The 26,931-nt window shown below is 62.9% G+C and carries 28 protein-coding genes; 10 read left to right on the top strand and 18 right to left on the bottom strand.

Features of this window, described 5'->3' with window-relative positions; all coding sequences use genetic code 11:
* Positions 1 to 38: 38 nt before the first annotated feature.
* From DXY29_RS08510 to DXY29_RS08485, 6 genes are read right to left on the bottom strand one after another with little or no spacing between them, the layout of a single operon-like run.
* Complete coding sequence (locus DXY29_RS08510) at positions 39 to 776, bottom strand: MBL fold metallo-hydrolase (RefSeq protein WP_115024608.1); 738 nt, start codon at positions 774 to 776, stop codon at positions 39 to 41.
* Entirely contained in the window at positions 773 to 1,183 is a 411-nt protein-coding gene (locus tag DXY29_RS08505) for a transcriptional repressor (protein WP_115024607.1), read from the bottom strand. Before DXY29_RS08505 ends, DXY29_RS08510 begins: the two co-directional genes overlap by 4 nt.
* Before the next feature lie 4 nt (positions 1,184 to 1,187).
* Positions 1,188 to 3,161, bottom strand: a complete 1,974-nt coding sequence (locus DXY29_RS08500; protein ID WP_115024606.1) for a 4Fe-4S binding protein — start codon at positions 3,159 to 3,161, stop codon at positions 1,188 to 1,190.
* The gene (locus DXY29_RS08495) at positions 3,154 to 4,062 is read right to left on the bottom strand and encodes an oxidoreductase (protein WP_115024605.1); all 909 of its coding nucleotides are present in this window, start codon (positions 4,060 to 4,062) and stop codon (positions 3,154 to 3,156) included. Before DXY29_RS08495 ends, DXY29_RS08500 begins: the two co-directional genes overlap by 8 nt.
* 39 nt (positions 4,063 to 4,101) lie before the next feature.
* Positions 4,102 to 4,893: a methyltransferase domain-containing protein gene (locus DXY29_RS08490; protein ID WP_244279357.1), complete on the bottom strand. Its 792-nt coding sequence runs from the start codon at positions 4,891 to 4,893 to the stop codon at positions 4,102 to 4,104.
* Positions 4,894 to 4,934: 41 nt separating this feature from the next.
* The gene (locus tag DXY29_RS08485; protein ID WP_011365486.1) at positions 4,935 to 5,192 is read right to left on the bottom strand and encodes a hypothetical protein; all 258 of its coding nucleotides are present in this window, start codon (positions 5,190 to 5,192) and stop codon (positions 4,935 to 4,937) included.
* A gap of 54 nt (positions 5,193 to 5,246) precedes the next feature.
* On the opposite strand from DXY29_RS08485, the gene DXY29_RS08480 reads away from it, so the two are divergent.
* Complete coding sequence (locus DXY29_RS08480) at positions 5,247 to 5,699, top strand: protein phosphatase (RefSeq protein WP_115025009.1); 453 nt, start codon at positions 5,247 to 5,249, stop codon at positions 5,697 to 5,699.
* Positions 5,696 to 6,319, top strand: coding sequence for a 2OG-Fe(II) oxygenase (locus DXY29_RS08475; protein WP_115024603.1), 624 nt, complete (start codon positions 5,696 to 5,698; stop codon positions 6,317 to 6,319). Before DXY29_RS08480 ends, DXY29_RS08475 begins: the two co-directional genes overlap by 4 nt.
* Here the strand turns inward: DXY29_RS08475 and DXY29_RS08470 are convergent.
* Both DXY29_RS08470 and DXY29_RS08465 read right to left on the bottom strand, forming a co-directional pair.
* Positions 6,299 to 7,624: a mechanosensitive ion channel family protein gene (locus DXY29_RS08470; protein WP_115024602.1), complete on the bottom strand. Its 1,326-nt coding sequence runs from the start codon at positions 7,622 to 7,624 to the stop codon at positions 6,299 to 6,301. The two genes, DXY29_RS08475 and DXY29_RS08470, sit on opposite strands and share 21 nt — an antisense overlap.
* Positions 7,621 to 8,871: an extracellular solute-binding protein gene (locus DXY29_RS08465; RefSeq protein ID WP_115024601.1), complete on the bottom strand. Its 1,251-nt coding sequence runs from the start codon at positions 8,869 to 8,871 to the stop codon at positions 7,621 to 7,623. The genes DXY29_RS08470 and DXY29_RS08465 overlap by 4 nt, the downstream gene beginning before the upstream one ends.
* An 88-nt stretch (positions 8,872 to 8,959) precedes the next feature.
* Here DXY29_RS08465 and DXY29_RS08460 point away from each other — a divergent pair, with 88 nt between their 5' ends.
* Genes DXY29_RS08460 through DXY29_RS08440 form a run of 5 tightly spaced genes read left to right on the top strand, consistent with a single transcriptional unit; the run spans position 8,960 to position 14,926 of the window.
* Positions 8,960 to 11,704, top strand: a complete 2,745-nt coding sequence (locus DXY29_RS08460; RefSeq protein WP_115024600.1) for a valine--tRNA ligase — start codon at positions 8,960 to 8,962, stop codon at positions 11,702 to 11,704.
* A 4-nt stretch (positions 11,705 to 11,708) separates the two neighbouring features.
* Positions 11,709 to 12,683: an ATP-binding cassette domain-containing protein gene (locus tag DXY29_RS08455; RefSeq protein WP_115024599.1), complete on the top strand. Its 975-nt coding sequence runs from the start codon at positions 11,709 to 11,711 to the stop codon at positions 12,681 to 12,683.
* Positions 12,683 to 13,480 carry an ABC-2 family transporter protein gene (locus DXY29_RS08450; protein ID WP_115024598.1) on the top strand — a complete coding sequence of 266 codons (798 nt, stop codon included), beginning with the start codon at positions 12,683 to 12,685 and terminating at the stop codon, positions 13,478 to 13,480. The genes DXY29_RS08455 and DXY29_RS08450 overlap by 1 nt, the downstream gene beginning before the upstream one ends.
* Complete coding sequence (locus DXY29_RS08445) at positions 13,480 to 14,268, top strand: ABC transporter permease (RefSeq protein ID WP_115024597.1); 789 nt, start codon at positions 13,480 to 13,482, stop codon at positions 14,266 to 14,268. Before DXY29_RS08450 ends, DXY29_RS08445 begins: the two co-directional genes overlap by 1 nt.
* 34 nt (positions 14,269 to 14,302) lie before the next feature.
* On the top strand, positions 14,303 to 14,926 hold the full coding sequence (locus DXY29_RS08440) for a TVP38/TMEM64 family protein (RefSeq protein WP_115024596.1): 624 nt from the start codon (positions 14,303 to 14,305) through the stop codon (positions 14,924 to 14,926).
* On the opposite strand, the gene DXY29_RS08435 is transcribed toward DXY29_RS08440, so the two are convergent.
* From DXY29_RS08435 to DXY29_RS08425, 3 genes are read right to left on the bottom strand one after another with little or no spacing between them, the layout of a single operon-like run.
* Positions 14,902 to 15,087, bottom strand: coding sequence for a hypothetical protein (locus DXY29_RS08435; RefSeq protein WP_115024595.1), 186 nt, complete (start codon positions 15,085 to 15,087; stop codon positions 14,902 to 14,904). The genes DXY29_RS08440 and DXY29_RS08435 overlap by 25 nt on opposite strands.
* Positions 15,084 to 17,126 (bottom strand): NAD-dependent DNA ligase LigA, encoded by a 2,043-nt coding sequence (ligA, locus tag DXY29_RS08430; RefSeq protein ID WP_115024594.1) that lies wholly within the window; start codon positions 17,124 to 17,126, stop codon positions 15,084 to 15,086. The genes DXY29_RS08435 and ligA overlap by 4 nt, the downstream gene beginning before the upstream one ends.
* Positions 17,119 to 17,538: a hypothetical protein gene (locus tag DXY29_RS08425; protein WP_115024593.1), complete on the bottom strand. Its 420-nt coding sequence runs from the start codon at positions 17,536 to 17,538 to the stop codon at positions 17,119 to 17,121. Before DXY29_RS08425 ends, ligA begins: the two co-directional genes overlap by 8 nt.
* A gap of 44 nt (positions 17,539 to 17,582) precedes the next feature.
* Here DXY29_RS08425 and DXY29_RS08420 point away from each other — a divergent pair, with 44 nt between their 5' ends.
* Together DXY29_RS08420 and DXY29_RS08415 are read left to right on the top strand one after the other, a co-directional pair.
* On the top strand, positions 17,583 to 18,158 hold the full coding sequence (locus DXY29_RS08420) for a SprT family zinc-dependent metalloprotease (protein WP_115024592.1): 576 nt from the start codon (positions 17,583 to 17,585) through the stop codon (positions 18,156 to 18,158).
* A gap of 105 nt (positions 18,159 to 18,263) precedes the next feature.
* Positions 18,264 to 18,791: a hypothetical protein gene (locus DXY29_RS08415; RefSeq protein ID WP_115024591.1), complete on the top strand. Its 528-nt coding sequence runs from the start codon at positions 18,264 to 18,266 to the stop codon at positions 18,789 to 18,791.
* Here DXY29_RS08415 and DXY29_RS08410 read toward each other — a convergent pair.
* From DXY29_RS08410 to DXY29_RS08380, 7 genes are all read right to left on the bottom strand, one after another.
* Complete coding sequence (locus DXY29_RS08410) at positions 18,788 to 19,225, bottom strand: hypothetical protein (protein WP_115024590.1); 438 nt, start codon at positions 19,223 to 19,225, stop codon at positions 18,788 to 18,790. The two genes, DXY29_RS08415 and DXY29_RS08410, sit on opposite strands and share 4 nt — an antisense overlap.
* A 90-nt stretch (positions 19,226 to 19,315) precedes the next feature.
* Entirely contained in the window at positions 19,316 to 19,915 is a 600-nt protein-coding gene (locus DXY29_RS08405) for a chorismate lyase (protein WP_170952202.1), read from the bottom strand.
* The gene (locus DXY29_RS08400) at positions 19,912 to 20,580 is read right to left on the bottom strand and encodes a pilus assembly protein PilZ (protein WP_244279356.1); all 669 of its coding nucleotides are present in this window, start codon (positions 20,578 to 20,580) and stop codon (positions 19,912 to 19,914) included. Before DXY29_RS08400 ends, DXY29_RS08405 begins: the two co-directional genes overlap by 4 nt.
* Before the next feature lie 24 nt (positions 20,581 to 20,604).
* On the bottom strand, positions 20,605 to 22,536 hold the full coding sequence (gene mnmG / locus DXY29_RS08395) for a tRNA uridine-5-carboxymethylaminomethyl(34) synthesis enzyme MnmG (RefSeq protein WP_115024588.1): 1,932 nt from the start codon (positions 22,534 to 22,536) through the stop codon (positions 20,605 to 20,607).
* Positions 22,537 to 22,557: 21 nt separating this feature from the next.
* Positions 22,558 to 23,964, bottom strand: coding sequence for a replicative DNA helicase (gene dnaB, locus DXY29_RS08390; RefSeq protein ID WP_115024587.1), 1,407 nt, complete (start codon positions 23,962 to 23,964; stop codon positions 22,558 to 22,560).
* Between the two features lie 70 nt (positions 23,965 to 24,034).
* The gene (gene rplI / locus DXY29_RS08385; protein WP_115024586.1) at positions 24,035 to 24,493 is read right to left on the bottom strand and encodes a 50S ribosomal protein L9; all 459 of its coding nucleotides are present in this window, start codon (positions 24,491 to 24,493) and stop codon (positions 24,035 to 24,037) included.
* A gap of 77 nt (positions 24,494 to 24,570) precedes the next feature.
* A complete protein-coding gene (locus tag DXY29_RS08380; protein WP_115024585.1) occupies positions 24,571 to 25,482 on the bottom strand; it encodes a fatty acid desaturase in 912 nt (303 codons plus the stop codon).
* A 203-nt stretch (positions 25,483 to 25,685) separates the two neighbouring features.
* On the opposite strand from DXY29_RS08380, the gene DXY29_RS08375 reads away from it, so the two are divergent.
* Complete coding sequence (locus DXY29_RS08375; RefSeq protein ID WP_371411076.1) at positions 25,686 to 26,921, top strand: aminotransferase class I/II-fold pyridoxal phosphate-dependent enzyme; 1,236 nt, start codon at positions 25,686 to 25,688, stop codon at positions 26,919 to 26,921.
* Positions 26,922 to 26,931 lie beyond the last annotated feature (10 nt).

The following is a 26,931-nucleotide window of genomic DNA, read 5'->3' as shown; positions in this document are numbered from 1 at the left end:
CAGGCTCAAGCTGTTGTTACAAAGCTTAATCCACGAAATCAGTTTTTCAGCAGCAGTCGTTCCCCCGGTGTGGGATCGGTCCAGCGGCTGCTTGTTGGCAGTTGGGCTCCAGTTCCGGCCACGGATCCTTTCATCTGCAGGGCGCGGCTCAGGGCGCCGTCGAAGCGCACATCGCCACCGGATGTGCTGGCGAGCACCGTCGTGGGTTGGAAGCGTTCCACCAGTTGCGGCACCACGGAGCATCCTTTGACAAATGCGCCCAGAGCGGGAAGCCCAAGATCCACCATCGGCGTGATGACGGCATCCAGCGGTTGCGGTTCCAGGGCTGGATCCAGAAAACCGTGGGGTTCCAAGTAGAGCGCGCCAGCTGGATGCTCGAGCAGATAGCCGTTTTCCACCGTGGGCACCGGTGCACCGGCACTGGCGCGTACCTGCAGGCTCTGGTGGGTGGTGCTTTCTCCGGGGGAGAGTGCTTTCACGTTGGTGAAGCCCAGGCGTTCAACCACGCGCGTTGCGGCTATGGATCCAATCACCGGCAGGGTTTTCGGCAGCAACGCCAGGGTTTCAGGGTGGGCATGATCCGCCAGCCCCTGGGTGAGTAACAGCAGATTCAGGTTCTCCGGGATGTCGCGTTCGCAGGGCAGCTCCCCTTTCAGCAGCCACTCCCCCGGGGGAAAACTCAGGCTGCCGCGCAGCCAGGGATCCACCAGAACCCGAAGATCATCGAATTCGAGCAACCAACCATTGGCTCCGTAGTAGGTGGCGGCCAGGGTCATGATGGATTTTGCTGCCGCTCGCGGCAGTCGCTGCAGAGACCAAAGAATTCAAGCGTGTGAAACAGGAGATCGAAGCCCTTGCGGCGGTCTTCGGGTACCTCCAGATCGTGAATTGGACAGTGGTCGAGCGCTTGTGTCTTGCCGCAATCGACGCAGGTGAGGTGGTGGCGATCCCGCTCCAGTGGTGCGTAGAGCGCTTCGCCGTTGGGCAGGTGACGACAGCGCACCAGGCCCCGTTGCTGCAGCTGACGCAGATTTCGATACACCGTGGCCAGGCCCATGGTTTGGTCGGGAGCGAGGCTGCGGTGCAGTTGCTGACCGCTCATCTCATCGCCACAGGCCTGGAGACTCTCCAGCAACACCTTCTGGCGGGCATTGATTTCCGTTGAGGGGCGGCGAGTGGCCATGGTTTTAGAGAGCGACCAACCAGCGGCCGCTGAGGCTGACCAGGAGCAGCACCATGGTGCCTCTGACCCAGGCCCGACGGTTGAGATCCAGCAAGCGGCGGCTCAAAATCACAGCACCAACCCACCCGATCAACACCACCACGCTCTGGCAGAAGCCGATGACATGGGGGTCGGCGGACCATTGCGGCCAACCATCCGGCAGAACTGTGCCCGCTTCGGCCATGCCGATGGGCAGATGGCGGGCCAGGAGCAGGGCCCAGAGCAATGGCAATCCGGCATACAGCCAACGGCGTTTGAGCCACAAACCCGCTGCTGCCGGAAGAACGAGGGCCAGCGCCGCAAAGCTGAGCCGTGCCAGCAGGGGGCCTTCATGCAAGGAAGACGGTGCAAGCGGCAGCCAGCCGAGCAGGCGCTGCCAGTTGTGCAGGCAGAGTCCGCCAGCCAGCACCAGGATCAGTCCGCGCTCTCCATCGGGGGCCTGCATGTTGCGTTGCAGATCGGCGGCAGGCGGGCGCAGTCGCAACTGCACAGAGCGGTTGGGACAGGCCTGGGTGCAGGTCATGCAGAGCACGCAGTTGCGGTTGTCGCTCAGGTGGGCGGGGTGGGTGCCCAGGGGACAGCCTTCGGTTGCCAGCCCCTCGCCGTCGGCTGGTCCTCCCTTGAAACAGGCGTAGCTGCTGCAGCTGCCGCTGCAGGTGCCGACTTCAGCCCGCAATTCAAGGATCGAGAGTTTGGCGAACAGTCCGTTCATGCCTCCGACGGGACAGAGGTATCGGCACCAGAAGCGTTTTTCGAACACCGTTGAGCTGATCACGGCCCCGGCCGTGATCAGTAACAGCAGGCAGCTGCTCAGCCAGGCGGTGTCTTCAAGGTTCCAGACCTCTTCCCACAGGAGAATTGCGGCAAACCCGGCGGCTAGAGCAGGAGCTCCCCAGCGGTCCAGGTCTCCATGGGGCCAACTCCTTTTTCGCCATGGAGTGATCCGTTGGACGATTTCTCCCCAAACCATGAATGGACAGATCGAGCACCAGAGTCGACCCACCAGCGGGTAGCTCAGCAGGATCAAAGGCCACCACCAAGCCCAGAACAGGGTCAGCATCGGATTGGCTGCGCGCTCCTGGGGGCCAAGCCAGAGCGCCAGGTTCACAGCCACGAACAGCCAGCTCACCAGGCCGAACAGCAGCGTGTTCCAGAGCACCGGTGCGCGCATCCACTCCCGCAACTGCGGTTTCCAGCGCCAAACGTCAAAACGGGTGCGCCGTGCTTTGTCTTCGGTCCAGAAGACCTCTTCGGGAAGCAATGGTGGAAGCTCGCCTTGACTTTGCTGACGCGCCTGACGCAAGGCGCGATCGACCATCGCTTCGAGTTCGCGCAGGTTGTTGGCGAAATCGTGGTTCTGAAGCCGTCGCACCACGCTGTCGGGCAGGGCTGGTGGTTGGTTCCAACCGAGTCCAGGGCTCTGCAGTCTCAGCCGGTAACGCAGCCAGTCCCCCAGGTCGGTTCGGCGCACCCTTAAGGGAGGTACGCGGATGGCTCGCACCAGGCCATCGAGAGCCGGGATGGCGGCTTCGCTGGTGAACAGCACACGACCATGGAACCCTGGCACTTCGCCACGGGCCATCGCGATCAAGCGTTGCTGGAGCTCGTTGTCGATGCGGTCCATGCCGCTCACCAACAGGGTGCTGGATCCGAGCTCATTCAGCAGGTTGAGCGTGCTGCCCTGCAGATCACTGGCATCTAGTCGCACCAGCAGACGGCGTCGTTCCGCTGATCCGTAGTGCACCAGGGCGGCGAGATTGTCTTTTTCCAGGCCGGGCTCACCGCTGATCAGCACTGGCTGGCGTTGCGGGTCTCTGGCGGCCTCGAGCACAGCACTGCGCAGCCGTTGGGCATAGCGACTGGATCCCACGACGCCACGTCGGGCCCGGCCCAGAACGAAGGGGGCCAACCGCTGCAACCCAGCGCTGGATTCAGCCACCGATCAGCTGCTCGCTCAAGCTCCAGAGCCGCTGCCGTTCGGCAGGTTGATTCGCTGCTGGGGCAACACGGCAGAGCGCCGGTGCACCCCGCAATCCACCGAACTGCTCAGGGCCGTAGTGCTCGCCACCCTGCGCTGTCGCTGCGGTGGCGGCATGCAGTTGCGGCAGGGCGCCCATGCTGGCGCTTTGAAACAAGGGATCCATCAGCCGGTAGGCCAGGGCCTCCAAGCGATTGCCAACGCTGGCGATCGCCGTGGGTTGCAGTTCGGTGCGTGCGATGCCTGGATGGGCGGCCAGTGAGCCGATGGGGCTGCCCTGTTCGCGCAGGCGTGCATCCAGCTCGAGGGCAAACATCACATTGGCAAGTTTGCTTTGGCCATAGGCCCCATAGCGGTCGTAGCCCTTGCTCCAACTGGGGTCGTCCCAGTGGATCTTGCCGAAGTACTGGGCCCCGGAGGTCACCGTCACAACCCGGGGGTCGGGCCGGTTCTGCATCAGCGGCAGTAGCGCCTGGGTCAGGGCCATGTGCCCCAGGTGATTCACACCGAACTGCAGTTCATGCCCCTGGGCGGTGCTCCGGCGCGGCGGCGCCATCACTCCAGCGTTGTTGATCAGTAGATCGAGGCAGCCGTAGCGCTCGCCGATACAGTTCGCCGCCCGTTGGACGCTGGCCAGGTCCGCTAGATCCAAATCCACCAGATCCACCGCACCTCCATCCCGCTCCTGCAGCAAATCTTGTTTGGCCGTCTCCGCTTTGCGGGGGCTGCGGCACGCCAGCACCACGGTTGCCCCGCAGCGTTTCAAGGCTCGCGCGGTTTCGAGGCCCAGGCCGCTGTTGGCTCCGGTGATCAAGGCAATGCGCCCCTGCTGGTTCGGGATGTCAGCAGCGGACCAACCCATGTCTCGAGGGAGAGTGAGTTCATTGTGCCGAGTTCGCTTTCAGAGTCGTCGCGCCAGGACCTCCAACAAGGTTGGTCCAACCCAGTAGCAACCTGGTTCAGCCTGTGCACGGGCGATTTCATCTTGAGCCTCTAGTGCGTCGTCGGCACTCCAGTGCCCCAATTGTTGAAGTCGCCTGCCGAACACCAGGACAAACCTCTCCATCCATTGCCCTGCCATGGAGGCTGCATTGCCCAATACGGGGATTGGCTTTAGGTGCTCGATCTGCCATCCGCGCTGGTGGAGCAAACCGGGGAGTTTCCGGTTGACGTCGGGATCGCCGCCGTCTTCACGAAAACTCCTCTGACAGGCCCGGCCAAAGCGCTGAATCGCTCGTCCGTGGGGATGCAGCCCGAAGGTGTCCCAGTGAACGTATTCATGGATCAGCCAGCGTCCGCCCGGTTGGATGCACTGATCCACCCCAGCCAAGAGGGGCTCCAGCTGGGGCAAAAACATGGCCACCCAGCGGCACCACACCAGATCGAAGAATTCCCTTGGCCAGGGATCTTTGAGCAGATCCTGTTGGCGGAGTTCCAGTTGATGCAAGCCCGCTTGTTCCGCCATGCGGCGACCCGATGCGACGTAAACCTCACTGCGTTCCAACCCCAGGACGCGACCTTGGGCACCCACAGCGTTCGCCAGATCTGCTGCAGCGAACCCTGGCCCCGCACCCAGGTCGAGCACGCTCTGCCCCAAATGGAGGTCGGCGCGCTGCCAGGCGGCTTGGGCCGTCGGTCGCCACAGAGAGTGCTGGAAACGCAGGCGTTCCAGCTCCTCGGTGTGGGTTCCCAATAGGTAGGGGTCCCTTGGTGATGCGGCGTCCGAACCCAGCTTCAGTCTTCCGGGAAGAGCAATTCGGCCAGTTCGTCGGCATCGACGTCGTAGACGCGGGCCAGGCTGGTTTCGATGGCGCTGGTCACCTCGCCGGGCAGGAAGCGCATCGAGTTCAGAGCGTCCTCAGCGATGTCATCGGTGAGCAGCTTGTCGTCGCTGTCGAGTTTTTCGTCGTTGATCACCGCCATCACCCAGCTCTGGTAGGCGTAGACCAGATCGGAGAACTCGAGTTCGGGATCGTTCAGGTCCAGGGCCATGGTGAGAGCAACCACTCATCACAGTCTGACCCTTAACAGGAGAGGATGAAGAGCATGGATTCCGCTGATGCCACTGGCCTCCAGGCCACGCTGTTTGATTTCGCCATTGCTGAGCTTGTGCGGCAACACCGGGAGAGCTTCCAGCCCTTCTGGACGGCGGAAAGTTGGGTGAAGCTGTTGATCTGGTTGTCGTTGAATTGCGGCAGCTCCGGGGATGAAGCCGCAATGGCCCATTTCGTCGAGGCGCTCGGTCCGAGCCTCACGACAAGGATGCGGCGGGTGTTCTTTGAACGGGAACTGGAGGCTCTTGATCTTCAGGTGATGGCGGATCCGGCTGAGCAGCAGGTGTTGGTGCTGCCGATGGGCCCTGGTGTTCCTCTGGATCTCGAACGGGCCGCGGCGGTGATTGAACAGGTGAAGCTTCAGGATCAGGTGGTGGCGGATCGGGGTCGCTGGCAGGCCCTGGATGCTGTGGTGGCGATTCCCCGCATGGTGGCAAAGGCATGAACTTGATCGGCCGTTACCGCAATGCCGGGTTCGAGTCGGTGGCCGATGCCGTAAGTGAATTCTTCCAGCGCCGCTTGGATTTGCAGCGGCCTGGCGTGGCCTTCGGGCCAAAGGCAGATAAGGAACCGGCCAAGCAGAGCACCGACATCAGCTTGGTGGGGATTGATCGTTCGGACTCCGAATCCTTCGCCCTATCGCAACTGATTCTTCGTGGGGTGACGGCAGGGTTGGCGCGCTATTTGCAGGAGCGACCGCTCTTCCTGCAGTGCTGCCCGCAGCGGAGCCTGTTTGTCACTCCGATCTTCAACCTTCAGCACTATGCCCCGGGGGAAGGGTTCAAGCGATGGCACTGTGATTGGACCATCAGCGATGAGGCCACCGAACCGGTGCACCGAGTGCTGGCCTGGATTCTTTACTGCAACGATGTGGATGAGGCGGGCACCGAGTTTCATTGGCAGGACCACCACGAACCGGCGGAGCGGGGCAAGCTGGTGATCTTCCCGGCGGGTCCATCCCACATTCACCGGGGACGGGTGAGTGAGAGCGCCAGCAAGCTGATCGCCACTGGTTGGATCAATGCCGGACGCCAGGAGGATTACTTAAGTCGCCTCGCCCGTTGAGCTGGGCTGGTCCTCTGGGATGGCGTCTTCCACTTGCAATTGATTGGCGGCAGCACCCATGCGCAGGGTCTGATCTTTTGAGGGAGGCCATTCCATGGGATACACCTGGCGTTGTGGGAAGGGGATGCCGATGCCGTTCTCTTCAAAAGCCGTCCAGATGGCTTGGCGTAAATCACTCCCAACAGCAAACGCCTCCAGTGGGTTGCGTACCCAGAACAGCAGTTTGTAGTTGATCGATGAATCAGCGAAATCGACGGTGAAGGCTGCCGGGGGTGGGTACTGCAGCACCTTTTCGTGTTTGCGGGCGACCTCCACCAAGACCGCAATCACTTGACTGGGTTCGTGGTGATAGGCCGCTCCCACGGCCACCACATCCCGGCGGGAGGTTTCTCCGGCGGTGTACGACTCAGCCTCTTGGGTGAAGAAGTTCTGGTTGGGGACCAACAGTTCGGCTCCATCGCGGCCCCGGCGCAATTGTGTGGCGCGCAATCCCAGCTTTCGCACGGTGCAGGGGTCGCCGTTGATCATCAGGATTTCGCCGGGGCGCACCGATCCCTCAAACAACAACCAGAGGCTGCTGATGAAGTTGGAGATGATCTCCTTGATGCCAAAACCGATTCCCACGGAAAGGCCCCCGGCAACTGCCACTAAGGCCGTGCCATTGATTCCGATGTAATACGCCACCCCCATCACGCCGACGCCGATTACCGAGTACCGAAGAATCACTTCCAGCGCTACGCGGCTTTGGGTCTTCATGCCGAAGAAGTTGCCCCCGAGCCAGGAGACGAAGGCTGCCGGACGGCTGGCCAGGGCGATGACCAGATAAACGATCACCAGGGCGGTGAACAATTTGCCGATGGTGAGCGTCACCCCAAACACGTCACCGAGGGAAATCAGCGAAAGCGATTCCCGGCTTCCCAGCATCTGGAAAAAGGTGAGGATCGACACCACCAGGAGCACAGGCCGGAAGAACGATTTATCGATCTCTTCCACGGGAACTTTGGGGAAGCGGCCGAGGATCAGCTGTTTGCTGGGCTCGACGCAGCGCCACAGCACCCAGAGCAGCGCCAGATACTGCAGAAAGCCCGCTGTGATGCCGGCCAGGGTTAAAACCGTGGAGCTGAGGAGCAGCGCCAACGGCACGATCAGATGGGTCAGGCTGGCGATGAGGGGGCTATTGAGCCTGCGCTTCACCCGAGATTCACTGCTAATTGCTGCAACAAACAATCCCACTTGGATAAGCACAGAGCCACGCTGCAAATAGCCCAGCCAGGTGGTTGTTTCCGATGCCAGAGCTGTAATCACTGCTTCTCTCCGCGAAGACTGTTGATGATGTCTTTGGTCGATTCTTCCGGGCTGCGTACGTCATAGATGGTGTCCATCAAGGCATCAGAGATCTCTTGATATCGAGCTGGATCGCGGAACACGCGTGCTTTGGATTGGCCTTTTGCGGCTTTTTCTTTGATCGACTCCTGCGCGTACATCACCAAAGCAGCCGTCCCGCCAGGAATTTTGGAGGCCACGATTTTTGCTGCTTTGCGATTCACCGGCAGCGAATTTCGTCCGGCCAGGGCGTAGGTCTTCTGCGCCCAGGGTTTGGTGATGAAGTCGATCATCACCAGGGCCTTTTCCCGCTGTGTTCCGCTTGAATTTCGCCCCAGCGACCACACCTGAAGTTTGGTGGCGGCTTTGAGCTTCGTTGATGGTCCTTTGGGGAGCGGTGCAAGGGCAAGTTTTTCTCCCATTTGCTCTCGCAATTCCCGCAGGCTGCTGCTCCAGCAGGTGATCCAGTCGAGCTCGCCAGAAATCAATGCCTTTCTGAGGCTGCGTTGGTTATTCAAAAAGCGGATGTTTTGCTGATAGCTCGCGGATTCGAGCCAATGAAGCCATTGGGTGACTTTGGATTGGCGATCTGGATCGGGAGGACGCTTCGCCAGGGCTGCTTCCATCGCTTCCCCCGCGTCAAAGGCTTCGGCACTCCAAAACAGGTCTTTCAGTTGCAATGCCATGCCGAAGTTGTTGTTTTCGCTTTCTTCTTCCATGTCCTCCAGAGTTTCTGGCGGAATCTCCATCCGCTCGTTGTTGAAACAAGCCAATTGCACAAATTGGTTCACGGGTCGCCCCACCAACAGGCCGTCTTCAGCGGTAACGAGGTCGAACAAGTAATTCGGCGTGTCAGCTCGATCCTCTGGGGAGATTTTTATGGGATCGGTCAGCTTGCGCCGGTAGAGCTCCAAGGCGGTGTCGCTGTCAGTGATCAAAAGGTCTGGGCCAAATCCGCTTCGGGTTTGATCATCAATTTCGTCAACGAAGTTGGCTTGGGTCGACAGTGTCAGCTGAGGCCGAATCGAGGGGTCGACACTTCTGATGTGATCGATTGCGTCTTCGGTGACCTCCCGCAAACGCTCGTAATCCTTGCTCGAGATGGTCTCCGCGCTGTTCACCGTTCGAACCACCTTGATCACAACCGGTGGACGCCAGCTGCTGCAGCCTGCACTGAGGGTTGCCAGAGCGATACCCAGGGCCAGATGCTGGATCCGGAGTGCGCCCATGCCATCGCTTCGGTGGGCCGATGCTAGGGACGTTGGCCGGAGTGGGCAGGGCTTTGCGAGCATGTCCTGCTGAAACGCTGAGCATTCCGTGCCCGAACTGGCCAAGACCTACGACCCGGTTGGCACGGAGGCCCGATGGCAACAGGCCTGGGACGACCAGGGAGCCTTCCATCCCGACCCGAAGGCGCCCGGTGAACCGTTCTCGGTGGTGATCCCGCCACCGAACGTGACCGGCAGCCTGCACATGGGCCATGCCTTCAACACGGCCTTGATCGACACGATCGTGCGCTATCAGCGTTTGGCTGGAAAGAACGTGTTGTGTCTGCCCGGCACCGACCACGCCTCGATCGCGGTGCAGACGATCCTGGAGAAGCAGCTGAAGGAGGAGGGCAAGACCCGTCACGACCTCGGCCGTGACGCCTTCCTGGAGCGGGCCTGGCAGTGGAAGGCCGAAAGCGGTGGCCGGATCGTGGGCCAGCTGCGCCGTCTGGGCTATTCCGTTGATTGGAAGCGCCAGCGCTTCACCCTCGATGAGGGCCTTAGTGAGGCGGTGAAGGAGGCCTTCGTGCGGCTGCATGAGCAGGGGCTGATCTACCGGGGTGAATACCTGGTGAATTGGTGCCCCGCCTCGGGCTCGGCGGTGAGCGATCTGGAGGTGGACATGAAGGAGGTGGACGGTCACCTCTGGCATTTCCGTTATCCCCTCAGCAGCGGTGAAGGTCATCTGGAGGTGGCCACCACCCGGCCCGAAACGATGTTGGGCGACACGGCGGTGGCGGTGAATCCCACCGACGAGCGCTACGCACATCTGGTGGGTCAAACCCTCAAGTTGCCGTTTGTGGATCGCGAGATTCCGATCGTGGCCGACGACCACGTGGAGAAAGACTTCGGCACCGGCTGCGTCAAGGTGACGCCGGCCCACGATCCCAACGATTTCGCCATCGGTCAGCGCCACGGTCTGCCCCAGATCACGGTGATGCGCAAGAACGGCACGATGAACAAAGAGGCTGGCCAGTTCGAGGGGCTCGATCGCTTCGAGGCTCGCAAGGCCGTGGTGGCCGGCTTGGAGGAGCTGGGGCTGCTGGTGAAGGTGGAGGACTACCGCCACAGCGTTCCCTATTCCGACCGCGGCAAAGTGCCGGTGGAGCCGCTGCTGTCCACCCAGTGGTTTGTCAAAACCGAGCCCCTAGCGGCCCGCTGCCGTGAGGCTCTGGAACAGCAGGATCCCCGCTTCATTCCTGAGCGATGGGAGAAGGTCTACCGCGACTGGCTGACCGACATCCGCGACTGGTGCATCAGCCGTCAGCTCTGGTGGGGGCATCGCATCCCCGCCTGGTTCGTGATCAGTGAGAGCGGCGGCAAGTACACCGACACCACGCCTTACGTGGTGGCCCGCAACGAAGCCGAAGCCCTGGAGAAGGCCAAGGCGGAATACGGCGCGGCGGCGGAGATCGAGCAGGACGAAGACGTGCTCGACACCTGGTTCTCCAGTGGCCTGTGGCCCTTTTCCACCTTGGGCTGGCCCGATGCGAGCAGCGCCGATCTGCAGCGTTGGTATCCCACCAGCACCCTGGTGACGGGCTTCGACATCATCTTTTTCTGGGTGGCCCGGATGACGATGATGGCCGGCGCCTTCACCGGAGAGATGCCCTTCCAGGACGTCTACATCCACGGCCTGGTGCGGGACGAGCAGAACCGCAAGATGAGCAAGAGCGCCGGCAATGGCATCGATCCGCTGCTGCTGATCGACCGTTACGGCACCGATGCCCTGCGCTTCGCCCTGGTGCGGGAGGTGGCTGGCGCTGGTCAGGACATCCGCCTGGACTACGACCGCAAGAAGGACACCTCCGCCACGGTGGAGGCCTCGCGCAATTTCGCCAACAAGCTTTGGAACGCCACCCGCTTCGCCCTGATGAACCTGGGCGGCGAAACGCCGGCTCAACTCGGGGATCCCGACCCCGCTGCGCTGCAGCTGGCGGACCGCTGGATCCTCTCCCGCCTGGCCCGGGTGAATCGGGAGACAGCCGAGCGCTACAGCAACTACGGCCTGGGTGAAGCGGCTAAGGGCCTCTACGAGTTCGCCTGGAACGACGTTTGCGACTGGTATCTGGAGCTGAGCAAGCGCCGGCTCAACCCCGGTGAGAACCCCTCAGCCGAGGCCCTCGCCGATCAGCGGGTGGCCAAGCAGGTGTTGGCCAAGGTGATCAGCCAGATGCACCTGATGCTGCATCCGCTGATGCCCCACCTCACTGAGGAGCTCTGGCACAGCGTCACCGGTGAGCCGGAGACCAGCTTCCTGGCCCTGCAACCCTGGCCGGTGTTGGATCAAAGCGCTTTGGATGATGGGTTAGAAGCCTCCTTCGCCGAGCTGATCGGTGCCATTCGTGTGGTGCGCAACCTTCGCGCTGTGGCGGGTCTCAAGCCCTCCCAGTCGGTGCCGGTGCGCTTCGTTACCGGCCGCGGTGAGCTGGCGGCTGTGCTCAGCCAAGGCACGGCCGACATCACGGCGCTGACCCGGGCGGAGTCGGTTGCGGTGATGACACCAACAGAGGCTGATGCCGCTCCGGTGGCCAAGGCCTTGGCGGGGGTGAGCGGTGAGCTGCAGGTGCTGCTGCCGATCGAAGGTTTGGTCGACCTTGATGCGCTGAAGAGTCGCCTCGAGAAAGACATCGCCAAGGCGGAGAAGGAGATCAAGGGCCTGGCGGGCCGTTTGGGGAATCCCAACTTCGCTGATAAGGCACCGCCGGAGGTGGTGGCTGAGTGTCAGGCCAACTTGGATGAGAAGCAGGCCCAGGCCGATTTGGCCCGTAAGCGTTTGGCCGACCTGAGCTGATTCGGTGATTCAGGTTCAGGGGCTGAGCAAGACCTACCGGGTTGCCGAGAAGCAGCCCGGTTTGGCCGGCACCCTGCGCCATTTCCTTCGGCGCCGCACGCGGGACGTGACGGCGGTGCAGGACGTCTCTTTCACGATCGAGCCCGGCGAGATGGTGGGCTTTCTCGGCGCCAACGGCGCCGGCAAAACCACCACCTTGAAGATGCTTTGCGGCTTGATCCATCCGAGCGCTGGGGATGTGCAGGTGGCGGGGCACCGGCCGCAGCGCCGCCAGGCGGAGTTCCTGCGCCGGATCACCCTGGTGATGGGGCAGAAGCAGCAACTGCTCTGGGATCTGCCGCCGATGGATTCCCTGCGGGTGAATGCGGCGGTGTATGGCATCCCCGATGGTGTGGCCCGGCGGCGGGTCAGCGAGCTGGCCGATCTGCTGGAGCTGGGGGAGGAGCTCACCCGGCCGGTGCGCAAACTTTCCCTTGGCCAGCGCATGAAGGCCGAATTGCTGGCGGCCTTGTTGCACGAGCCGGAGGTGCTGTTCCTCGATGAACCGACTCTTGGGTTGGATGTGAATGCCCAGGCCCGGGTGCGTCAGTTCCTGGCGGGCTACAACCGCCGCACGGGGGCAACCGTGTTGCTCACCAGTCACTACATGGCTGATATCACGGCCCTGTGCCCTCGGGTGCTGTTGATCCACCAGGGGCGGTTGTTCCATGACGGCCCCCTCGAGGCTCTGGCCGATCAATTGGCGCCGGAGCGGGAGGTGCGGCTGAAATTGGAGTCGCCGATTGAGCCGGGAGCACTGGCCGGGCTGGGACGTCTTGAGCAGCTGGAGGGGTGTGACGTGCGGCTGCTGGTGCCGCGGGACCAGCTCACCGCGGTGGTGGCCCAGTTGTTGGACCGCTTCCCCGTGCGTGATTTGGATGTGACTGATCCGCCCATCGAAGAATTGATCGGTGGGCTATTTCGGCAGGGGCGCGTCTGATGCGGATCTTCGGGTTGAACCGCAGGATCATCCGGGTGCTGCTGGGCTCCCAGTACGCCCACATGCTCGAGTACCGCGCTGAGATCGCCCTCTGGGCACTCTCAGGGGTGCTGCCGTTCATCATGCTCAGCGTCTGGAGTGGCAGCGAGGCCCGCTCGGGACTGGGGCTCGATGGTGTGGCCCTGGATCGCTATTTCCTCAGCGCTTATCTGGTGCGCCAGTTCTCGGTGGTTTGGGTCGTCTATGCCTTCGAGGAGGACGCCCTACTGGGCCGGCTGTCGCCCTATCTGCTGCAGCCGCTCCACCCGCTCTGGCGTTATGTGGCGGCCCATCTGGGTGAGCAGCTCACCCGCCTGCCCTTCGCAGCCTTGATTGCTGTGGTGTTTTTTGCTGTGCAGCCCCAGGCCTTCTGGTTGCCGTCATTGGGGGGCTTTGTGCTGGCTTGGCTCGCCACCTGGATGGCCTTTGCCATCGCCTTTTTGTTCCAGAGCTTGATCGCGGCCCTGTGCTTCTGGAGTGAGAAGGCCAGCGCCCTGGAGCGGCTCCAGTTCATCCCGTTTGTGTTTCTGTCCGGTCTGTTGGCGCCGCTCACGGCGTTTCCGCCGGCGGTGCGGGCGGTGGCCCAGTGGACGCCCTTCCCGTATCTGATCGATTTCCCGGCCCGGGTGCTGGCCGGTCAGCCGGTGAATTTGATGGCGGGCTTTGGGGCGCAGCTGGCCTGGGTGGCTCTGTTACTGCCGTTGGTGCTGTTGCTCTGGCGGTCCGGCGTTCGCCGTTACAGCGCGATGGGGGCCTGATGGGGCGGTACTGGCGGACGTTGCGTCGCTTCTGGAGTACCGCCGTGGCGGTGCAGTTGGAATACCAGGCCAACGTGTTGATCGAGCTGCTGGCGGTGGCGATGAGCCTCAGCGGCAGCCTGTTTCTACTTTCGCTGTTTTATGGCCCCGATCAGACCCTGGGGGGTTGGAGTTGGGCCCAGGCCCTGATGGTGCAGGGGCTTTACACCGTGTTCGATGGCATGGCCACCACCTGGCTGCGCCCGAATCTTGGGGCGATCGTCACCCATGTGCGGGAGGGCACCCTGGATTTCGTGCTGCTCAAGCCAATCGACAGCCAGTTCTGGTTGTCGCTCCGCACCCTGTCTCCGGCTGGGTTGCCGGAAATTGGCCTGGGGCTTGTGCTGCTGGCCTGGGGCAGCCATCAGGCCGGCGTAGTGCTCACCTTGTCCTCACTGCTCACCGTGCTGGTGATGCTGCTGGCCGGTGGCTTGATCCTTTATTCGCTCTGGTTTCTGATCGCCGCCACGAGTATCTGGTTCGTCAAAACCTGGAATGCCACCGAGGTGTTGCGGGCCCTGCTGGCTTCCGGTCGTTATCCCCTCAACGCCTACCCGCCGGCCTTGCGTCTGCTGTTCACCCTGGTGCTGCCCGTGGCGTTTCTCACCACGGTTCCGGCCCAGGTGTTGCTTGGGAAAGCCGCGGGACCAATGCTGCTGGCTGGCTTGGCGCTGGCGGTGCTGTTCTTTGCAGCGGCGCGGGCCTTCTGGTTGTTTGCCCTGCGGTTTTACACCTCAGCCTCCAGTTGAGTGCAATGCTCCGCTGCATGCATGGTGATTTCGCTTGATCTCCTTGGTTCAGCACTGGCTGCCGGATGTGTTGGAGCTGCTGCGCTCCCCGGCCGGTGCGCTGTTGTTCATTCCGCTCTATGCCCTCTGGGTGACGCTGCTGCTGCCGGGGGTGTGGGCTTCGATGCTGGCCGGAGTGCTCTATGGCACCTGGCTTGGCAGTGGCCTGGTGTTCGTTGGGGCCTGCCTGGGGGCGGTGGTGGTGTTTTTGCTGGGGCGTTCGGTGCTGCGCGACTGGGCCCAGCGCCGCTTGGAGCAGCTCCCCAAGCTGCAGGCGGTGGAGCGGGCCGTCAGCAAGGAGGGGCTGAAGCTCGTTTTACTGACGCGCCTCTCGCCCGCTTTTCCCTTTTCCCTGCTCAACCTCGCCTATGGCCTTAGTGAGGTGAGCCTGCGTGACTACAGCATCGGCTTGATTGGGATTCTTCCCGGCACCGTGTTGTTTTGCGGCTTGGGGGCGCTGGCTGGAGATGTGGCCCGTTTCGGTGAAGTGCTGGGGGGTGAGGCCGATGCCGGTACCTGGGCGCTGCGGGTGGTGGGGGTGCTCGCCACGCTGGCGGTGGTCTGGTTGGTGAGCCGGGCAGCCCGGCGGGCGCTTCAGGATGTGGAGACGTCGCTCTGATCGGGATCGGCGAGTCGCCAGTCCCTCAGGGCAGCGATCAGGATGAACCAGGCCAGTCGCATGCGGGCGATTGTGCCGGTGCGCTGCTGCAGGTCAGCCAACTTGGCCCGTCCGCAGTCGGTCTTGATCCAGCGATGCAGCGCAGGGGGGGATGGGTTCATGGCAGCAGCATGGCGGTGAGGTCGTCTTCGCTGAGAACCGCCACCCCGAGGCTCTCGGCTTTGGTCAGTTTGCTGCCGGCGGCCTCTCCCGCCACCAGGTAGTCGGTCTTTTTGCTGACGCTGCCGCTCACCTTGCCGCCGGCCGCTTCGATCAAGGCTTTTGCATCGCTGCGGCTGAGGTTGGGGAGTGTTCCTGTGAGAACCAGGGTCTTGCCCTGCAGCACGCCGTCGGCGTCAGCTCCGGCTTGGCTCGCGGCCTCCTGCTCGGAGGCACTTGCTTCCAGGGAGAGCCCGACGCTGCGCAAGTCCTGCAGCAGCTGTTGGTTGGCGGGTGTGCGCAGCCATTGGCCAAGGCTGGCGCTGATTTCCGGGCCAATGCCGTGCAGTTCGGCGATCCGCTCTGGTGCCTCCAGAGCCGCTGCTGCGAGGCTGTCGATGCTGAAGAAGTCAGCGGCGAGAGCTTTGGCGTTGACCTCGCCGATGTGGCGTATTCCCAGGCCGTAGAGCTGGCGGTGCCAGGCCTGCTGTTTGGAGGACTCCAGGGCGGCCACTAGGTTGGTGGCCGATTTGTCCCCCATCCGATCCAGGCTGGCGAGCAGGGCGGCATCCAGCCGGTAGAGATCGGCGAGAGAGCGCACTAGGCCGCGGTCCACCAGTTGTTCGATCAACTTGCTGCCGAGGCCATCCACATCCAGGGCGCCCTTGCTCACCCAGTGCCGCAGGCCACCCCGCAGGATCGCCGGGCAGCTGCTGTTCACGCAGCGGGTGGCGGCTTCATCGCCCTCCCGCACCAGGCTGGAGCCACATTCGGGGCAGTGTTGCGGCAGTTGCACCGGTGTGGCGTCGCTGGGCCTGAGCTCCGGCAGCACCCGCACCACTTCGGGAATGATCTCCCCGGCTTTGCGCACCACGATGGTGTCGCCCAGATGCAGATCCAGTTCAGCGATCCGATCGGCGTTGTGCAGGGTGGCGCGGCTGACGCTGGTGCCGGCCAAGGCCACCGCTTCGAATTCGGCGACGGGGGTGATGGCACCGGTGCGGCCCACCTGCGCGCCAACGCGAAGCAGACGGGTGGGGGCCTCTTCGGCGGGGTATTTGAGGGCGATTGCCCAGCGCGGTGCCTTCTGGGTGAAGCCGGCTTCGTCCTGCAGCAGCAGGTCGTTCAGTTTCACCACCACGCCGTCGGTGGCATAGGGGAGGTCATGGCGACCCTGTTCCCAGTGGTCGCAGAAGCGTTCGATGGCGGCCAGATCGGCACAGAGCTCCCGGTTCGGGTTGACGCGGAAACCAGCCGTGTTGAGCCACTCCAGAGCAGCCCATTGGCTTGGGGGTTGGGCGTCACCTGGCAGATGCAGGGTGTAGGCGAAGAAGTCGAGCCGGCGGGCGGCCACCACGTTTGGGTCCAGTTGGCGCAGGGTTCCGGCGCAGGCGTTGCGGGGATTGGCGAACAGGGCTTCGCCCCGTTGTTCGCGTTCGGCATTGATCGCCGCGAAGGTGGCATCAGGGATGAAGGCCTCCCCTCTCACCTCCACCCATTCCGGTGGATTGTCGATCTGCAGGCGAAGGGGAATCGAGCTGATCGTGCGCACGTTGGCGGTGATCTCTTCCCCGCGGCTGCCGTCGCCACGGGTGGCGGCCCGCTCCAGCACCCCATGGCGGTAGCTCAGGGCGAGGGCGTTGCCATCAATTTTCAGTTCCCCCACCAGGGGCAGCTGGGTGTCGTTGGGTCGGTCCAGCACCTTGAGCAGCCGCTCATGCCAGGCCTCTAGGTCGTCGCGGTTGAAGGCGTTGTTGAGGCTGAGCAGCCCCACACGGTGCTCAACGCTGCTGAACCCTTCGGCTGGGGCCCCGCCCACCCGCTGGGTGGGGCTGTCGGGACGTTGCAGATCAGGATGGCTCTCTTCCAACTCGAGCAGCTCGCGATAGAGGCGGTCGTAGACCGCGTCCTCCATCACCGGAGCATCGAGAACGTAGTAGGCGTGGCCAGCACGGTTGAGCAGTTGCCGCAGTTCCGCGGCCCGCTCGTGCGGATCAGGCATTGACCCGGTTGATGCGGGCAATGCGCCAGTTGTCCTCCACCTTGGTGAAGGTGAAGTCGAGGGGCAGCTCCTCGGCACCCTCGGACTTCAATTTCACGGTGAGGAGCAAGTTGCCTTCCTGCACGCGGGGGCGTCCGGACTTGAGATTGCGGAACTTGTTCAGCTTGAGGTCGGCCAGGAAGCGGATGAACTGCTGGCGGCTCACGTGCTGCCGATAGGCCTTGGTGGTGAGCAGGTAGGCGGCATCGATGCGGCCGGCAGCAACCTGCGTGAAGAACTGCTTGATCAGGGGGTTGATCCCGCGGGCGTCAAGCACCAACTTGACGGCGTTGTAGATCCAGTACCCCAGCAGGGTGACCCCTCCCGCCAGCAAAGCTTTGCTGCCGATGTCACGCACCAGTCCTAGTTCCATCACCAGCTGTCAAAGCAGGGCCGAGTCTGACTGACCACGGCAAGATGGCGCTGATTCGGATCTCCTCCCCTCGCTCTGTGCCTTTGCAGCCCCTGCTGCCGTTGTTTCACCGCCTCAACCGGGAGCATTTCGGAGGTGTTCTGGTGGATGGTGGGCAGCCGCTGACGGCTGTGCGTTGGAGTGATGGGCGGATGAGCCGCACCGCGGGGTTTTATCGGCGTGGCCCAGGGGTGGGCGAGGGACGCGGCAGCGAGATCGTTCTGTCGCGACCCGTCTTGGAACCGCTGCCGCAGACCGCTACGGAAAGCACGCTTTGTCACGAGATGATCCACGCATGGGTCGATCTGGTGCAGCGCCGCCGGGAAAGCCATGGACCGCTGTTCCGGGCTCGGATGGCAGCGATCAATGCGGCCCAGAGTCGCTTTCAGGTGAGCATCCGCCACAGCTATCCGGTGCCGCCCCGGCCGCCCCGCTGGCTGGCGGTCTGTCCCCGCTGCGGGCGTCGCACTCCTTGCCGGAGACGCACGCGTAATGCCGCCTGCCGCGCCTGTTGCATCGAGCACTTTCACGGCCGCTGGGATGTCAGCTGTGTGCTCAGTTATGTGGAGGCGGAGGGCTAGATGGAGGTGTTCTGGCTGTCCCTTGAATGCGGTGGTGTGGTGATTGTGTTGTTGGGATTGCGGCGGGAACAGTGGTTGCGCCGCCGCCGTCGGTAACGTCAGGGGATGGAGGATCGATTCGATCGGTTGGACCGGTTCCGTGATCAGCGGGATCGCCGTCTTGACCAATTTTTGGAAACCGGACGTCAGCTCGTCGATGGTGTCTCCGGCCGGCGGCCTGGACAACGACCCGGGCAGCGGCGTTCCGGTTTGGACCTCGATTCAATGGGCCGCTGGGTCAGTGAAAAAGTCGAGTGGCTGCTGGAAGAGGACGACGACTGGCAGGAGCCTTGGCAAGAGTCCGGGCGGGGCCGCCCGGAGTCAGCGCGTCCTTCGCGTTCCACCAGGCGACCCCTCGATGCAATCTCACGCCGGGGCCGCCGTTCTGTGCCTGCACCAGTGCCAACGTCAACGCCGCCTGTGGCTCAGGAGTTCAAATCAGATCAGCAGGATTGGCCGGAGGATGACAGCTTTCGAGTCCAGCGTTGGTCACGGTCGGCGCAAACGACCCCCCGTCCGGAGCCCGAAGCCGCTCCGAATCCGACTTCCGCAAGAAGGGCACTGCCGCGTTCCAGCCGCGTCCGGGCCGATTAACGGCTGGCGTGAAGCGAACGTGGGTTGACCCGATAGCGGCAGCCCCGTTCGGCCAGTTTGTGGTTTACATCGTCGAGCAGTTCCCCGGGCATGTCTTCCGCCATTTGGTCGGCTGTGGCGGTGATCGACGGCGATCCGACCTGGAGGGCCTCCAGCAGTTGTGTCCACTGTTCGATTTGGAGGCTGCGGCTCATGGGCTCATACCCCTTTTGTTCCAGCAGATGGCTGCAGATTTCGCGGTTCCAGAGCACGCTTCGCCCTTGGCCGTGGGGCCCTGTCTGCATGGCGGCATTGGCGTCGAGTGCGCTCTGGGTGGGGCGACCCCGACGGTCACGCCAGCCTTGATGCTCGAGGGTCTTGCCGCAGTGAATGGCTGAAATGCCGTAGATCCGACCGAGGTCGGTGAGGCTGAGCCAAGAGGTTGTGGCAGCCATGACACGGTGAACCGAAGTGCCTACATCTTCCTGAGAGCACAACTCTTGGCAAGTTGTCAAGAGCAAATCCCAACAAACTCGAGGGTTTGTTCATGAACTTTGTTGAAACTCTTGGCGCAGCGTGGGCCCGAGCCAGGTTTCGAGCTGGGGGCTGAACACTTCGCGAATCACGGTGAGGGCCTTGCCTTGGCGGAAGAAGCGGTAGTGGCGGCTCCAATACGGGCCGCGATAGCCAAAGGTCTGGTCGAGCCAATCTCCCTCCACCAGCGCCAAGCCGTCCACCTCCCGGAACAGCTCAGAGCGTCCTTCCGTCAGGCTTTTCCAGATCGGTTGATTGCGGTCCCGCAGGTGCCAATCCGCTTCAGCTTGGTTCCACCAGCTTTCCGCCCAGGCCAGGGGTGTGCCGCCGCAGGTCAGCCAGACCTGACGGCGCAGCAAGGGTGCCATCAGTTCCTTCACTTCCTCCGGTGCCCCGGGGTGGTCGCTCTGGTCGGCCTCCATGGCGATCAAATCCACGGCGACGGGTGAACCGGTTAGGAGTCGCAGGTGGCGGGTTGGGCTGCCATCACCCAGCAGCATCAGCCGCCAGGGTCCTGGTAGTTGTCGCGGTCCCTCCGCCGAGAGCACGGCGTCGGTGGGGGCTTGCCAGAGCTGGTGCGGTGATGGGTGAAGTCGCTGGGTGGGGTTCAGAAGAGTCCTCCCACCGAAAGGGTTTGGCTCTGGCCGTTGCGGCTGATTACAGCACCGCTATCGGTGACGTTGTTGAGAACCCAACCGCTGCTGCCGATGGCATCACCGATGCCGGCGGACACCGATCCCTGTCCCAGCTGAAAAATGGCGGAACTGGTTCCACCCGGGCCCTTCACCACGCCTGTGAGTTGGGGGGTGGGCTCGATCGGAGCCGGGGCTTGATCGCTGCTTTGGGGAACGGCCGTCAACGGCTGTTTGATCGGCAGGGTCAGCGGTTCCAGGCTCAAGACCGCTTCTGAAGCCTCCTCAGGCGTGACCGTTGGTTCTGGGCGGGTCTCCTGCGCAGCGAGTTGGTCGCGCAGCCGCTCGATCATGGCGACGCTTTGCTGCCGTTCCAGGTCCAGGCGGGAGCGCTGCAGGCTGCTTACCAGCCAGGCGCTGCAGATCACCCCGGCAACGGCGACGCCACTTATCAGCGGCAGCAGCCAGGGGGTAGGGGAGCGGCGGTCGGGTGCTGCTGCCGTTGGTTCGTGCACATCAACATCAACCGGCACCAGGTGTGGCTGGCTCGGGGCGGTGACCGTCTCATGGTCAAACACCTGGTCCATCACCTGCTCGGCTCGCAGGTTCCAGTAGGCGCGTGAGGTGGGAACCCGTGCTGACACCGCAGACGTTTCAGGACGCCAACGCTATCGAGCTTCTGCGGTGGGGGCGAGGGGTTGGTGTTCCCTTTTCTGCAGTTCCAGCCACATCAGCAGGGCTGTGATGTCGGCCTTGCTGACGCCGGGGATCCGGCTGGCCTGACCAAGGGTGCTCGGTTGAATCGCAGCGAGCTTTTCGCGGGCTTCGTTGGAGAGAGTGCCAATGCCGGCGTAGTTCAGATCGGCAGGCAGCTTGCGCTGGCTCTGGCGTTTCACCTGATCGATTTGTTGTTGTTGCCGTTGCAGGTAGCCGCTGTATTTGATGTCGATCTCAGCCCCCTCTCGCACTGGCAGGGGCAGGTCGGCGTCGGCCAGACCATGGCGCACCAGATCAGCGGCGTGCATGCCGGGTCGTCGCAGCAGGTCGGCCAGGGTGATCGAGCCTTTGATCGCTGCGCCTGTTTCTTGCTCCACCGCCGGAGCCACTGGATCACTCACCTTGAGGCGTACGGTTTCCAGTCGCTGTTTTTCGGCCTCCATTGCTTCGAGTTTCTTCTCGAACAGCTGCCAGCGGCGGTCGTCGATCAGGCCGAGCTCACGGCCCAGGGGCGTCAGCCGGCGGTCGGCGTTGTCACCCCGCAGGATCAGGCGGTATTCGCTGCGGCTGGTGAGCACCCGGTAGGGCTCGCGCAGGTCTTTGCTCACCAGATCGTCGATCATCGTGCCGATGTAGCTGCCTTCACGGGGGAAGTGCACCGGCTCCTGGCCGCCGATCAGCCGGGCTGCGTTGACGCCGGCCACCAGACCCTGGGCGGCGGCTTCCTCATAGCCCGTGGTGCCATTGAGCTGGCCGGCGCTGAACAGGCCACGCACTCGCTTGGTTTCCAGGGATGGCTTGAGCTGGGTGGCGGGCAGATAGTCGTAATCAACCGAATAGGCCGGCCGCAGCATCACGGCTTGTTCCAAGCCCGGCAGGCTGCGCAGTAGTTGCAGCTGGATCGGCTCCGGCAGGCCGGTGGAGAAGCCCTGCACATAGATCTCCGGGGTGTCGCGACCCTCCGGCTCGAGGAAGATCTGGTGGCTGTCCTTGTCCGCGAAGCGCACGATCTTGTCTTCGATCGAGGGGCAGTAGCGCGGGCCTTTGCTGTCGATCACGCCGCCGTAGATGGCGGTGAGGTGCAGGTTGTCGCGAATCAGCTGATGGGTTTTTGCCGTGGTGCGGGTGATGTGGCAGCTCATCTGCTCACCGCTCACCCAGGCGGCCGGGTCAAAGGAGAAGAAGCGATCGGCCGCATCGCTGGGCTGCTCCTCCAGTTGATCGAGGGCGATGCTGCGCCGGTCCACCCGGGCGGGGGTGCCCGTTTTCAGCCTGTCGGTGTGGAAGCCAAGTTGCTGGAGAGCCTCGGTGAGGCCTTCGGCGGCCTGTTCACCGGCGCGGCCGGCGGCCATGGATTGATGTCCCACCCAGATGCGGCCGCCGAGGAAGGTGCCGGCGGTGAGGATCACCGCCTCAGCGCCATAGACGCTGCCGAAATAGGTGCGGATGCCGCTGATGCGTTGCTGGTCGCCGTCCCCCGTTGTTTCCAGGCCGGTCACCATCGCTTCGCGCAGGGCGAGGTTGGGGGTGTGCTGCAGCAGTTGCAGCATCTGGCGGGAATAGAGGCGCTTGTCGGTTTGAGCGCGCAGGGCCCACACCGCCGGGCCGCGGCTGGCGTTGAGGATGCGCTTCTGGATGGCGGTGGCATCGGCCAGGCGACCGATCACCCCACCGAGGGCATCCACTTCATGGACGAGCTGGCTTTTGGCGGGGCCACCGACGGCCGGGTTGCAGGGCTGCCAGGCGATGCGATCGAGATTGAGGCTGAACAGGGCGGTGTTCAGGCCCAGCCGAGCTGCCGTGATCGCAGCTTCACAACCGGCATGGCCGCCGCCAACCACGATCACTTCGAAGGATTCAGTGGGGGCGGCGCTGAAGCTCATGGCTTCATTATCTGATCTGGATCAGGCCGCCAGGTTGCGGAAGCGGGTGAACTGTGGCTCGAACAGCAGCTTCACCGTGCCCACCGGACCGTTGCGATGCTTGGTCACGATCACTTCGGTGATGCCTCGGTCTGGGGTTTCCGGGTTGTAGTACTCGTCGCGATAGATCATCAGCACCAAGTCGGCGTCCTGCTCGATCGAGCCCGATTCCCGCAGGTCGCTGAGCATCGGTCGTTTGTTGGTGCGCGATTCCACGCCACGGCTGAGCTGGGACAGGGCAATCACGGGAACGTTCAGTTCCCGGGCCATCTGCTTCAGGCCCCGGGTGATGCGCGACAGCTCCTGCACCCGGTTGTCCGAGCCCGAGCCTTCCATGAGTTGCAGGTAGTCGATCATCACCAGCCCCAGCTCCTTGCCCTGTTCCGCCATCAGCCGCCGGCAGAGCGAGCGCATCTCCAGTACCCCGGAGTTGGGTTTGTCGTCGATGAAGATCGGCAGTTGTCCCAGGCTGTTGATGCCCTGGCCCAGCAGTGGCCATTCCTCCTGTTGCAGTCGGCCCGTGCGCAGTCGGCCCGCTTCAATGCCCACCTCCATCGAGAGCAGGCGATAGGTGAGCTGCTCCTTGCTCATCTCCAGGGAGAACAGGCACACCGGCAGGTCGTGCAGCTGGGCCACGTTCTTGGCCAGGTTCAGAACGATCGAGGTTTTTCCCATGGCTGGCCGGCCGGCAACGATGATCAGGTCGCTGCGTTGCAGGCCCTGGGTCATCGCATCCAGGTCGTAGAAGTTCACCGGGATGCCGGCCACTGAGGTGCCCAGCGAGCGGCTCTCGATCTCCTCAAAGGTCTGGGTGAGGATTTCGGCTGTGGGGGTCAGACCCTTGGAAGGTTTCTCTTGGCTGATGGCGAAGATTTTCTGCTCCGCTTGGTCCAGCACCTGCTCCATCGGCAGGCTCTGATCAAATCCCAGTTGAATCACTTCGTTGCCGGAGCGGATCAGCTGGCGGCGTAGGAACTTGTCCATCACCAGCCGGGCCACCTGCTCGATCGAGGCGGTGGAGGGAACCCGCTCCACCAGCTCCACCAGTCGGTTGTTGCCGCCTACCTTCTCGAGGGCGCCGGTGTCGGCCAGCCAGGCGCTCATGGCAGTGAGATCCGTCGGCTTGCCCTGGCCGTGCAGCATCAGCGCGGTGCGAAAGATCTCCCGGTGGGCGTTCAGATAGAAGGCTTCCGGCTGCAGCACGTCAGCCACACGCCCGATTGCATCAGGATCCAGCAGGATGCCCCCCAACACCGCCTCTTCCGCCTCCAGGTTCTGGGGCGGGACGGAATCGGGCAGGGCCTCGAAGTTCGGCTCGTCGTCGCGACGGCTCTGGCCATAACCACGGCGTCCCCCATCATTCTTCTCTGGCAGGGGGACGCTCACCATGGCGGCAGGGCGTTACGAAAGGAATCACACTCTGGCTCGGATGAGCCGTTTGAGTGTTGTTTGACAGAGATCAGTAGCTGACCACTTCCAGGTTGATCTCGGCGGTGACTTCGCTGTGAAGCTTCACCGTGACGGTGAACTTGCCGGTGCGGTGGATTTCAGGCACCACGATGTCGCGGCGGTCGATCTCCTTCTTGGTGGCTGCTTCGATGGCTTCGGCCACATCACCGTTGGTCACGGTGCCGAACAGCACGTTGTCTTCACCGGTCTGCTTCTTGACGGTGAAACGACCGATGGTGGAAAGGGCGGTCTTGAAGTCGAGCGCTTCCTGCTTCAGAGCTGCCTGGCGTTCAGCTTCCTTGGCCCGGCGGTGCTCCACCTGCTTCATCACCGCTGGGGTGAGGGGCACAGCTTTGCCGAAGGGGAGCAGGAAGTTACGGGCATAACCCGGAGCAACTTCCACCAGGTCTCCGTCCTTGCCCAGGCTGAGGAGGTCCTCATTCAGAACGACTTTTACACGCTTAGGCATGGGACCGGAACGATGGATGAAGGCGGGTGCGATCGACCACGTTACGACGTGGCCTGTTGGTCAAAAGTCTCAGAGCCTCAGGAGGCTTCGTTGACGTAACGAGCAGTGCGGACACGGCTTGCCAGGCCAAGACGCTTGAGCAGCCGCACGTGTTGCCAGGTGAAATCAAATTCAAACCAGCGCAGACCGTGGCGAGCGCTTGCGGGGTGAGCGTGGTGGTTGTTGTGCCAACCCTCACCGAACGAGAGCAAAGCCACCCACCAGCAATTGCGCGACAGGTCAGGGCAATCGAAGTTGCGGTATCCGAAGGCGTGGGTGGCTGAATTCACCAGCCAGGTCACGTGATAGACGACCACGAGGCGGAGCGGGATGGCCCACAGCACCAAGCCAAGGCCTCCACCATGCACCTGTGCAGTTTCCCCGAACCAGTACAGCCCAAGTCCCAGGGGGATTTGAAGGAGCAGGAACCAGCGGTCGAGCCAGCGATAAAACGGATCGCATTGAAGGTCGCCGGCGTAACGGTCGAGCTCTCTTAAAGCAGGGATGTCGTGCAGCATCCATTCGCTGTGGCTCCACCACAGCCCACGCCCAGCGTCATGGTGATCATTGGGTTGATCGGAGAAGCGATGGTGATGGCGATGCAATCCCACCCACTCGATCGGGCCGCTCTGACAGGCGAGGGTGCCCATGAGCACCAGGATGCGCTCCACCCATACCGGAACCACCAAGCTGCGGTGTGCGACCAGACGGTGCAGACCAAGCGTGACGCCCAGCACAGTCATCCAGTACAAAACTCCGAAAGCCACAACGCCCTGCCAGCTCCAGAACCTTGGGAGCAGGGCCACGGTGGCTAGCACGTGCATCACCAGCATGAAGCTGGTGGTACCCATCTTCAGCTTGCGCTGACGGGCTGGCAGGGGCTCACGCCGTGCCACCACCGCTGCCCGCTGGCGTAGCTCACGGGTGTCAGCTGTTTGCGAGGAAACCAATCGGATTCTCCTGAAATTGACAAGCCGCTCAGACAGGGAAACCTTGGAGCGGATGGTGCCGTTAGTGACAGAAATCTAAAGGAGTTCACGAAGTGCAGAGGCTTGGCACGTTCGGAAGAGTCGCGTCGGTCAGGACCTATGAAGGCAAGAACTCAGCAAGGAAACGGGTGATTAGTGCAATCGCAAATCATCTGATCGAAGTGGTGGCAAGGGATCAGGCTGAACTTGCCGCAGCGAGGACGGCGTCCGTGGAGCTGCGTTTGCAACGGGTCCTGGATGCGCTGTCGGCTGAGCGTGTGGGTACACAGCACTTCACTTCGCTGACCGGCTACGGCCATGGTGACCAAGGGCGTGAGGTGGTGGATCGGGTCTTTGCCCGGGTGCTGGGGGCCGAAGCCGCAGCAGTGCGCCTGCAATTCGTGAGCGGCACCCATGCCATTGCGGCAGCGTTGTTTGGGGTGTTGAGGCCCGGTGATCGTTTGCTGTCCATCACGGGGCGCCCCTACGACACCTTGGAAGAGGTCATCGGTCTCCGCGGTCAGGGTCAGGGCTCCCTTGCAGAGTTCGGGATCGCTTACGACGAAATCGATCTGCAGCCCGACGGGGCAGTGGATGAGGTGGCGTTGAGTCAGGCCTTGGAGCAGCCCTGTCGGCTGGTGCTGATCCAGCGAAGTTGTGGTTACAGCTGGCGGCCCTCGGTCACGGTCGATCGGATCGCAAAGCTGTGTGAACGCATCCATGCGCGCCAGCCCGACTGCGTTGTCTTTGTCGACAACTGTTACGGAGAGTTGGTGCAGGAGCAGGAGCCAACCGCTGTTGGGGCGGATCTCATTGCTGGATCCTTGATCAAGAATCTCGGCGGCACCATTGCCCCCACTGGCGGTTACATCGCCGGACGGGCTGATCTTGTCGAGCAGGCCTGCTGCCGGCTCACGGCGCCGGGGATCGGTCGTGAGGGCGGCACGGGATTTGACCTGCAGCGGCTGGTGCTGCAGGGCCTGTTCCTGGCACCGCAGATGGTGTCGGAGGCATTGATCGGCGCGGATCTTGTGGCGGGGGTGTTCGCGCGACTTGGTTTCCCTGTCAATCCCATGCCAGGCGCGGTGCGTAGCGATTTGATTCAGGCGGTTCGGCTGGGAAGTCCGGAAGCCCTCAAAGTCGTGTGTCGAGCCTTCCAGTCGACATCACCGATTGGCGCCTATCTCGATCCGGTGCCTGCATCCATGCCGGGGTATGCCTCCGATCTCGTGATGGCAGGGGGGACGTTCATTGACGGCTCTACCAGTGAATTTTCGGCCGATGCGCCGCTGCGTGAACCTTTCAACCTGTATGTGCAGGGCGGCACCCATCGGGCCCACATCCGCCTGGCGTTGTCCCGTGCGTTGTGTGACCTGAATGCGGCAGGACTGATCAATCTCACGCAAACTGGGATCACCTGAAACTGCGTCG

This window comes from Synechococcus sp. UW69, from assembly GCF_900474185.1.
Taxonomy (GTDB): Bacteria; Cyanobacteriota; Cyanobacteriia; order PCC-6307; family Cyanobiaceae; genus Parasynechococcus.
The sequence above is the reverse complement of the archived record's forward strand: the minus strand, read 5'-3'. Positions and strand labels throughout refer to the sequence as shown.

What these genes read in the sequence shown, in the direction of transcription:
- DXY29_RS08510 (WP_115024608.1), bottom strand. Translation starts at nt 776, where the DNA reads ATGACCCTGGCCGCCACCTACTACGGAGCCAATGGTTGGTTGCTCGAA.
- DXY29_RS08505 (WP_115024607.1), bottom strand. Translation starts at nt 1,183, where the DNA reads ATGGCCACTCGCCGCCCCTCAACGGAAATCAATGCCCGCCAGAAGGTG.
- DXY29_RS08495 (WP_115024605.1), bottom strand. Translation starts at nt 4,062, where the DNA reads ATGGGTTGGTCCGCTGCTGACATCCCGAACCAGCAGGGGCGCATTGCC.
- DXY29_RS08485 (WP_011365486.1), bottom strand. Translation starts at nt 5,192, where the DNA reads ATGGCCCTGGACCTGAACGATCCCGAACTCGAGTTCTCCGATCTGGTC.
- DXY29_RS08480 (WP_115025009.1), top strand. Translation starts at nt 5,247, where the DNA reads ATGGATTCCGCTGATGCCACTGGCCTCCAGGCCACGCTGTTTGATTTC.
- DXY29_RS08475 (WP_115024603.1), top strand. Translation starts at nt 5,696, where the DNA reads ATGAACTTGATCGGCCGTTACCGCAATGCCGGGTTCGAGTCGGTGGCC.
- DXY29_RS08465 (WP_115024601.1), bottom strand. Translation starts at nt 8,871, where the DNA reads ATGGGCGCACTCCGGATCCAGCATCTGGCCCTGGGTATCGCTCTGGCA.
- DXY29_RS08450 (WP_115024598.1), top strand. Translation starts at nt 12,683, where the DNA reads ATGCGGATCTTCGGGTTGAACCGCAGGATCATCCGGGTGCTGCTGGGC.
- DXY29_RS08445 (WP_115024597.1), top strand. Translation starts at nt 13,480, where the DNA reads ATGGGGCGGTACTGGCGGACGTTGCGTCGCTTCTGGAGTACCGCCGTG.
- DXY29_RS08435 (WP_115024595.1), bottom strand. Translation starts at nt 15,087, where the DNA reads ATGAACCCATCCCCCCCTGCGCTGCATCGCTGGATCAAGACCGACTGC.
- ligA (WP_115024594.1), bottom strand. Translation starts at nt 17,126, where the DNA reads ATGCCTGATCCGCACGAGCGGGCCGCGGAACTGCGGCAACTGCTCAAC.
- DXY29_RS08425 (WP_115024593.1), bottom strand. Translation starts at nt 17,538, where the DNA reads ATGGAACTAGGACTGGTGCGTGACATCGGCAGCAAAGCTTTGCTGGCG.
- DXY29_RS08420 (WP_115024592.1), top strand. Translation starts at nt 17,583, where the DNA reads ATGGCGCTGATTCGGATCTCCTCCCCTCGCTCTGTGCCTTTGCAGCCC.
- DXY29_RS08415 (WP_115024591.1), top strand. Translation starts at nt 18,264, where the DNA reads ATGGAGGATCGATTCGATCGGTTGGACCGGTTCCGTGATCAGCGGGAT.
- DXY29_RS08410 (WP_115024590.1), bottom strand. Translation starts at nt 19,225, where the DNA reads ATGGCTGCCACAACCTCTTGGCTCAGCCTCACCGACCTCGGTCGGATC.
- mnmG (WP_115024588.1), bottom strand. Translation starts at nt 22,536, where the DNA reads ATGAGCTTCAGCGCCGCCCCCACTGAATCCTTCGAAGTGATCGTGGTT.
- dnaB (WP_115024587.1), bottom strand. Translation starts at nt 23,964, where the DNA reads ATGGTGAGCGTCCCCCTGCCAGAGAAGAATGATGGGGGACGCCGTGGT.
- rplI (WP_115024586.1), bottom strand. Translation starts at nt 24,493, where the DNA reads ATGCCTAAGCGTGTAAAAGTCGTTCTGAATGAGGACCTCCTCAGCCTG.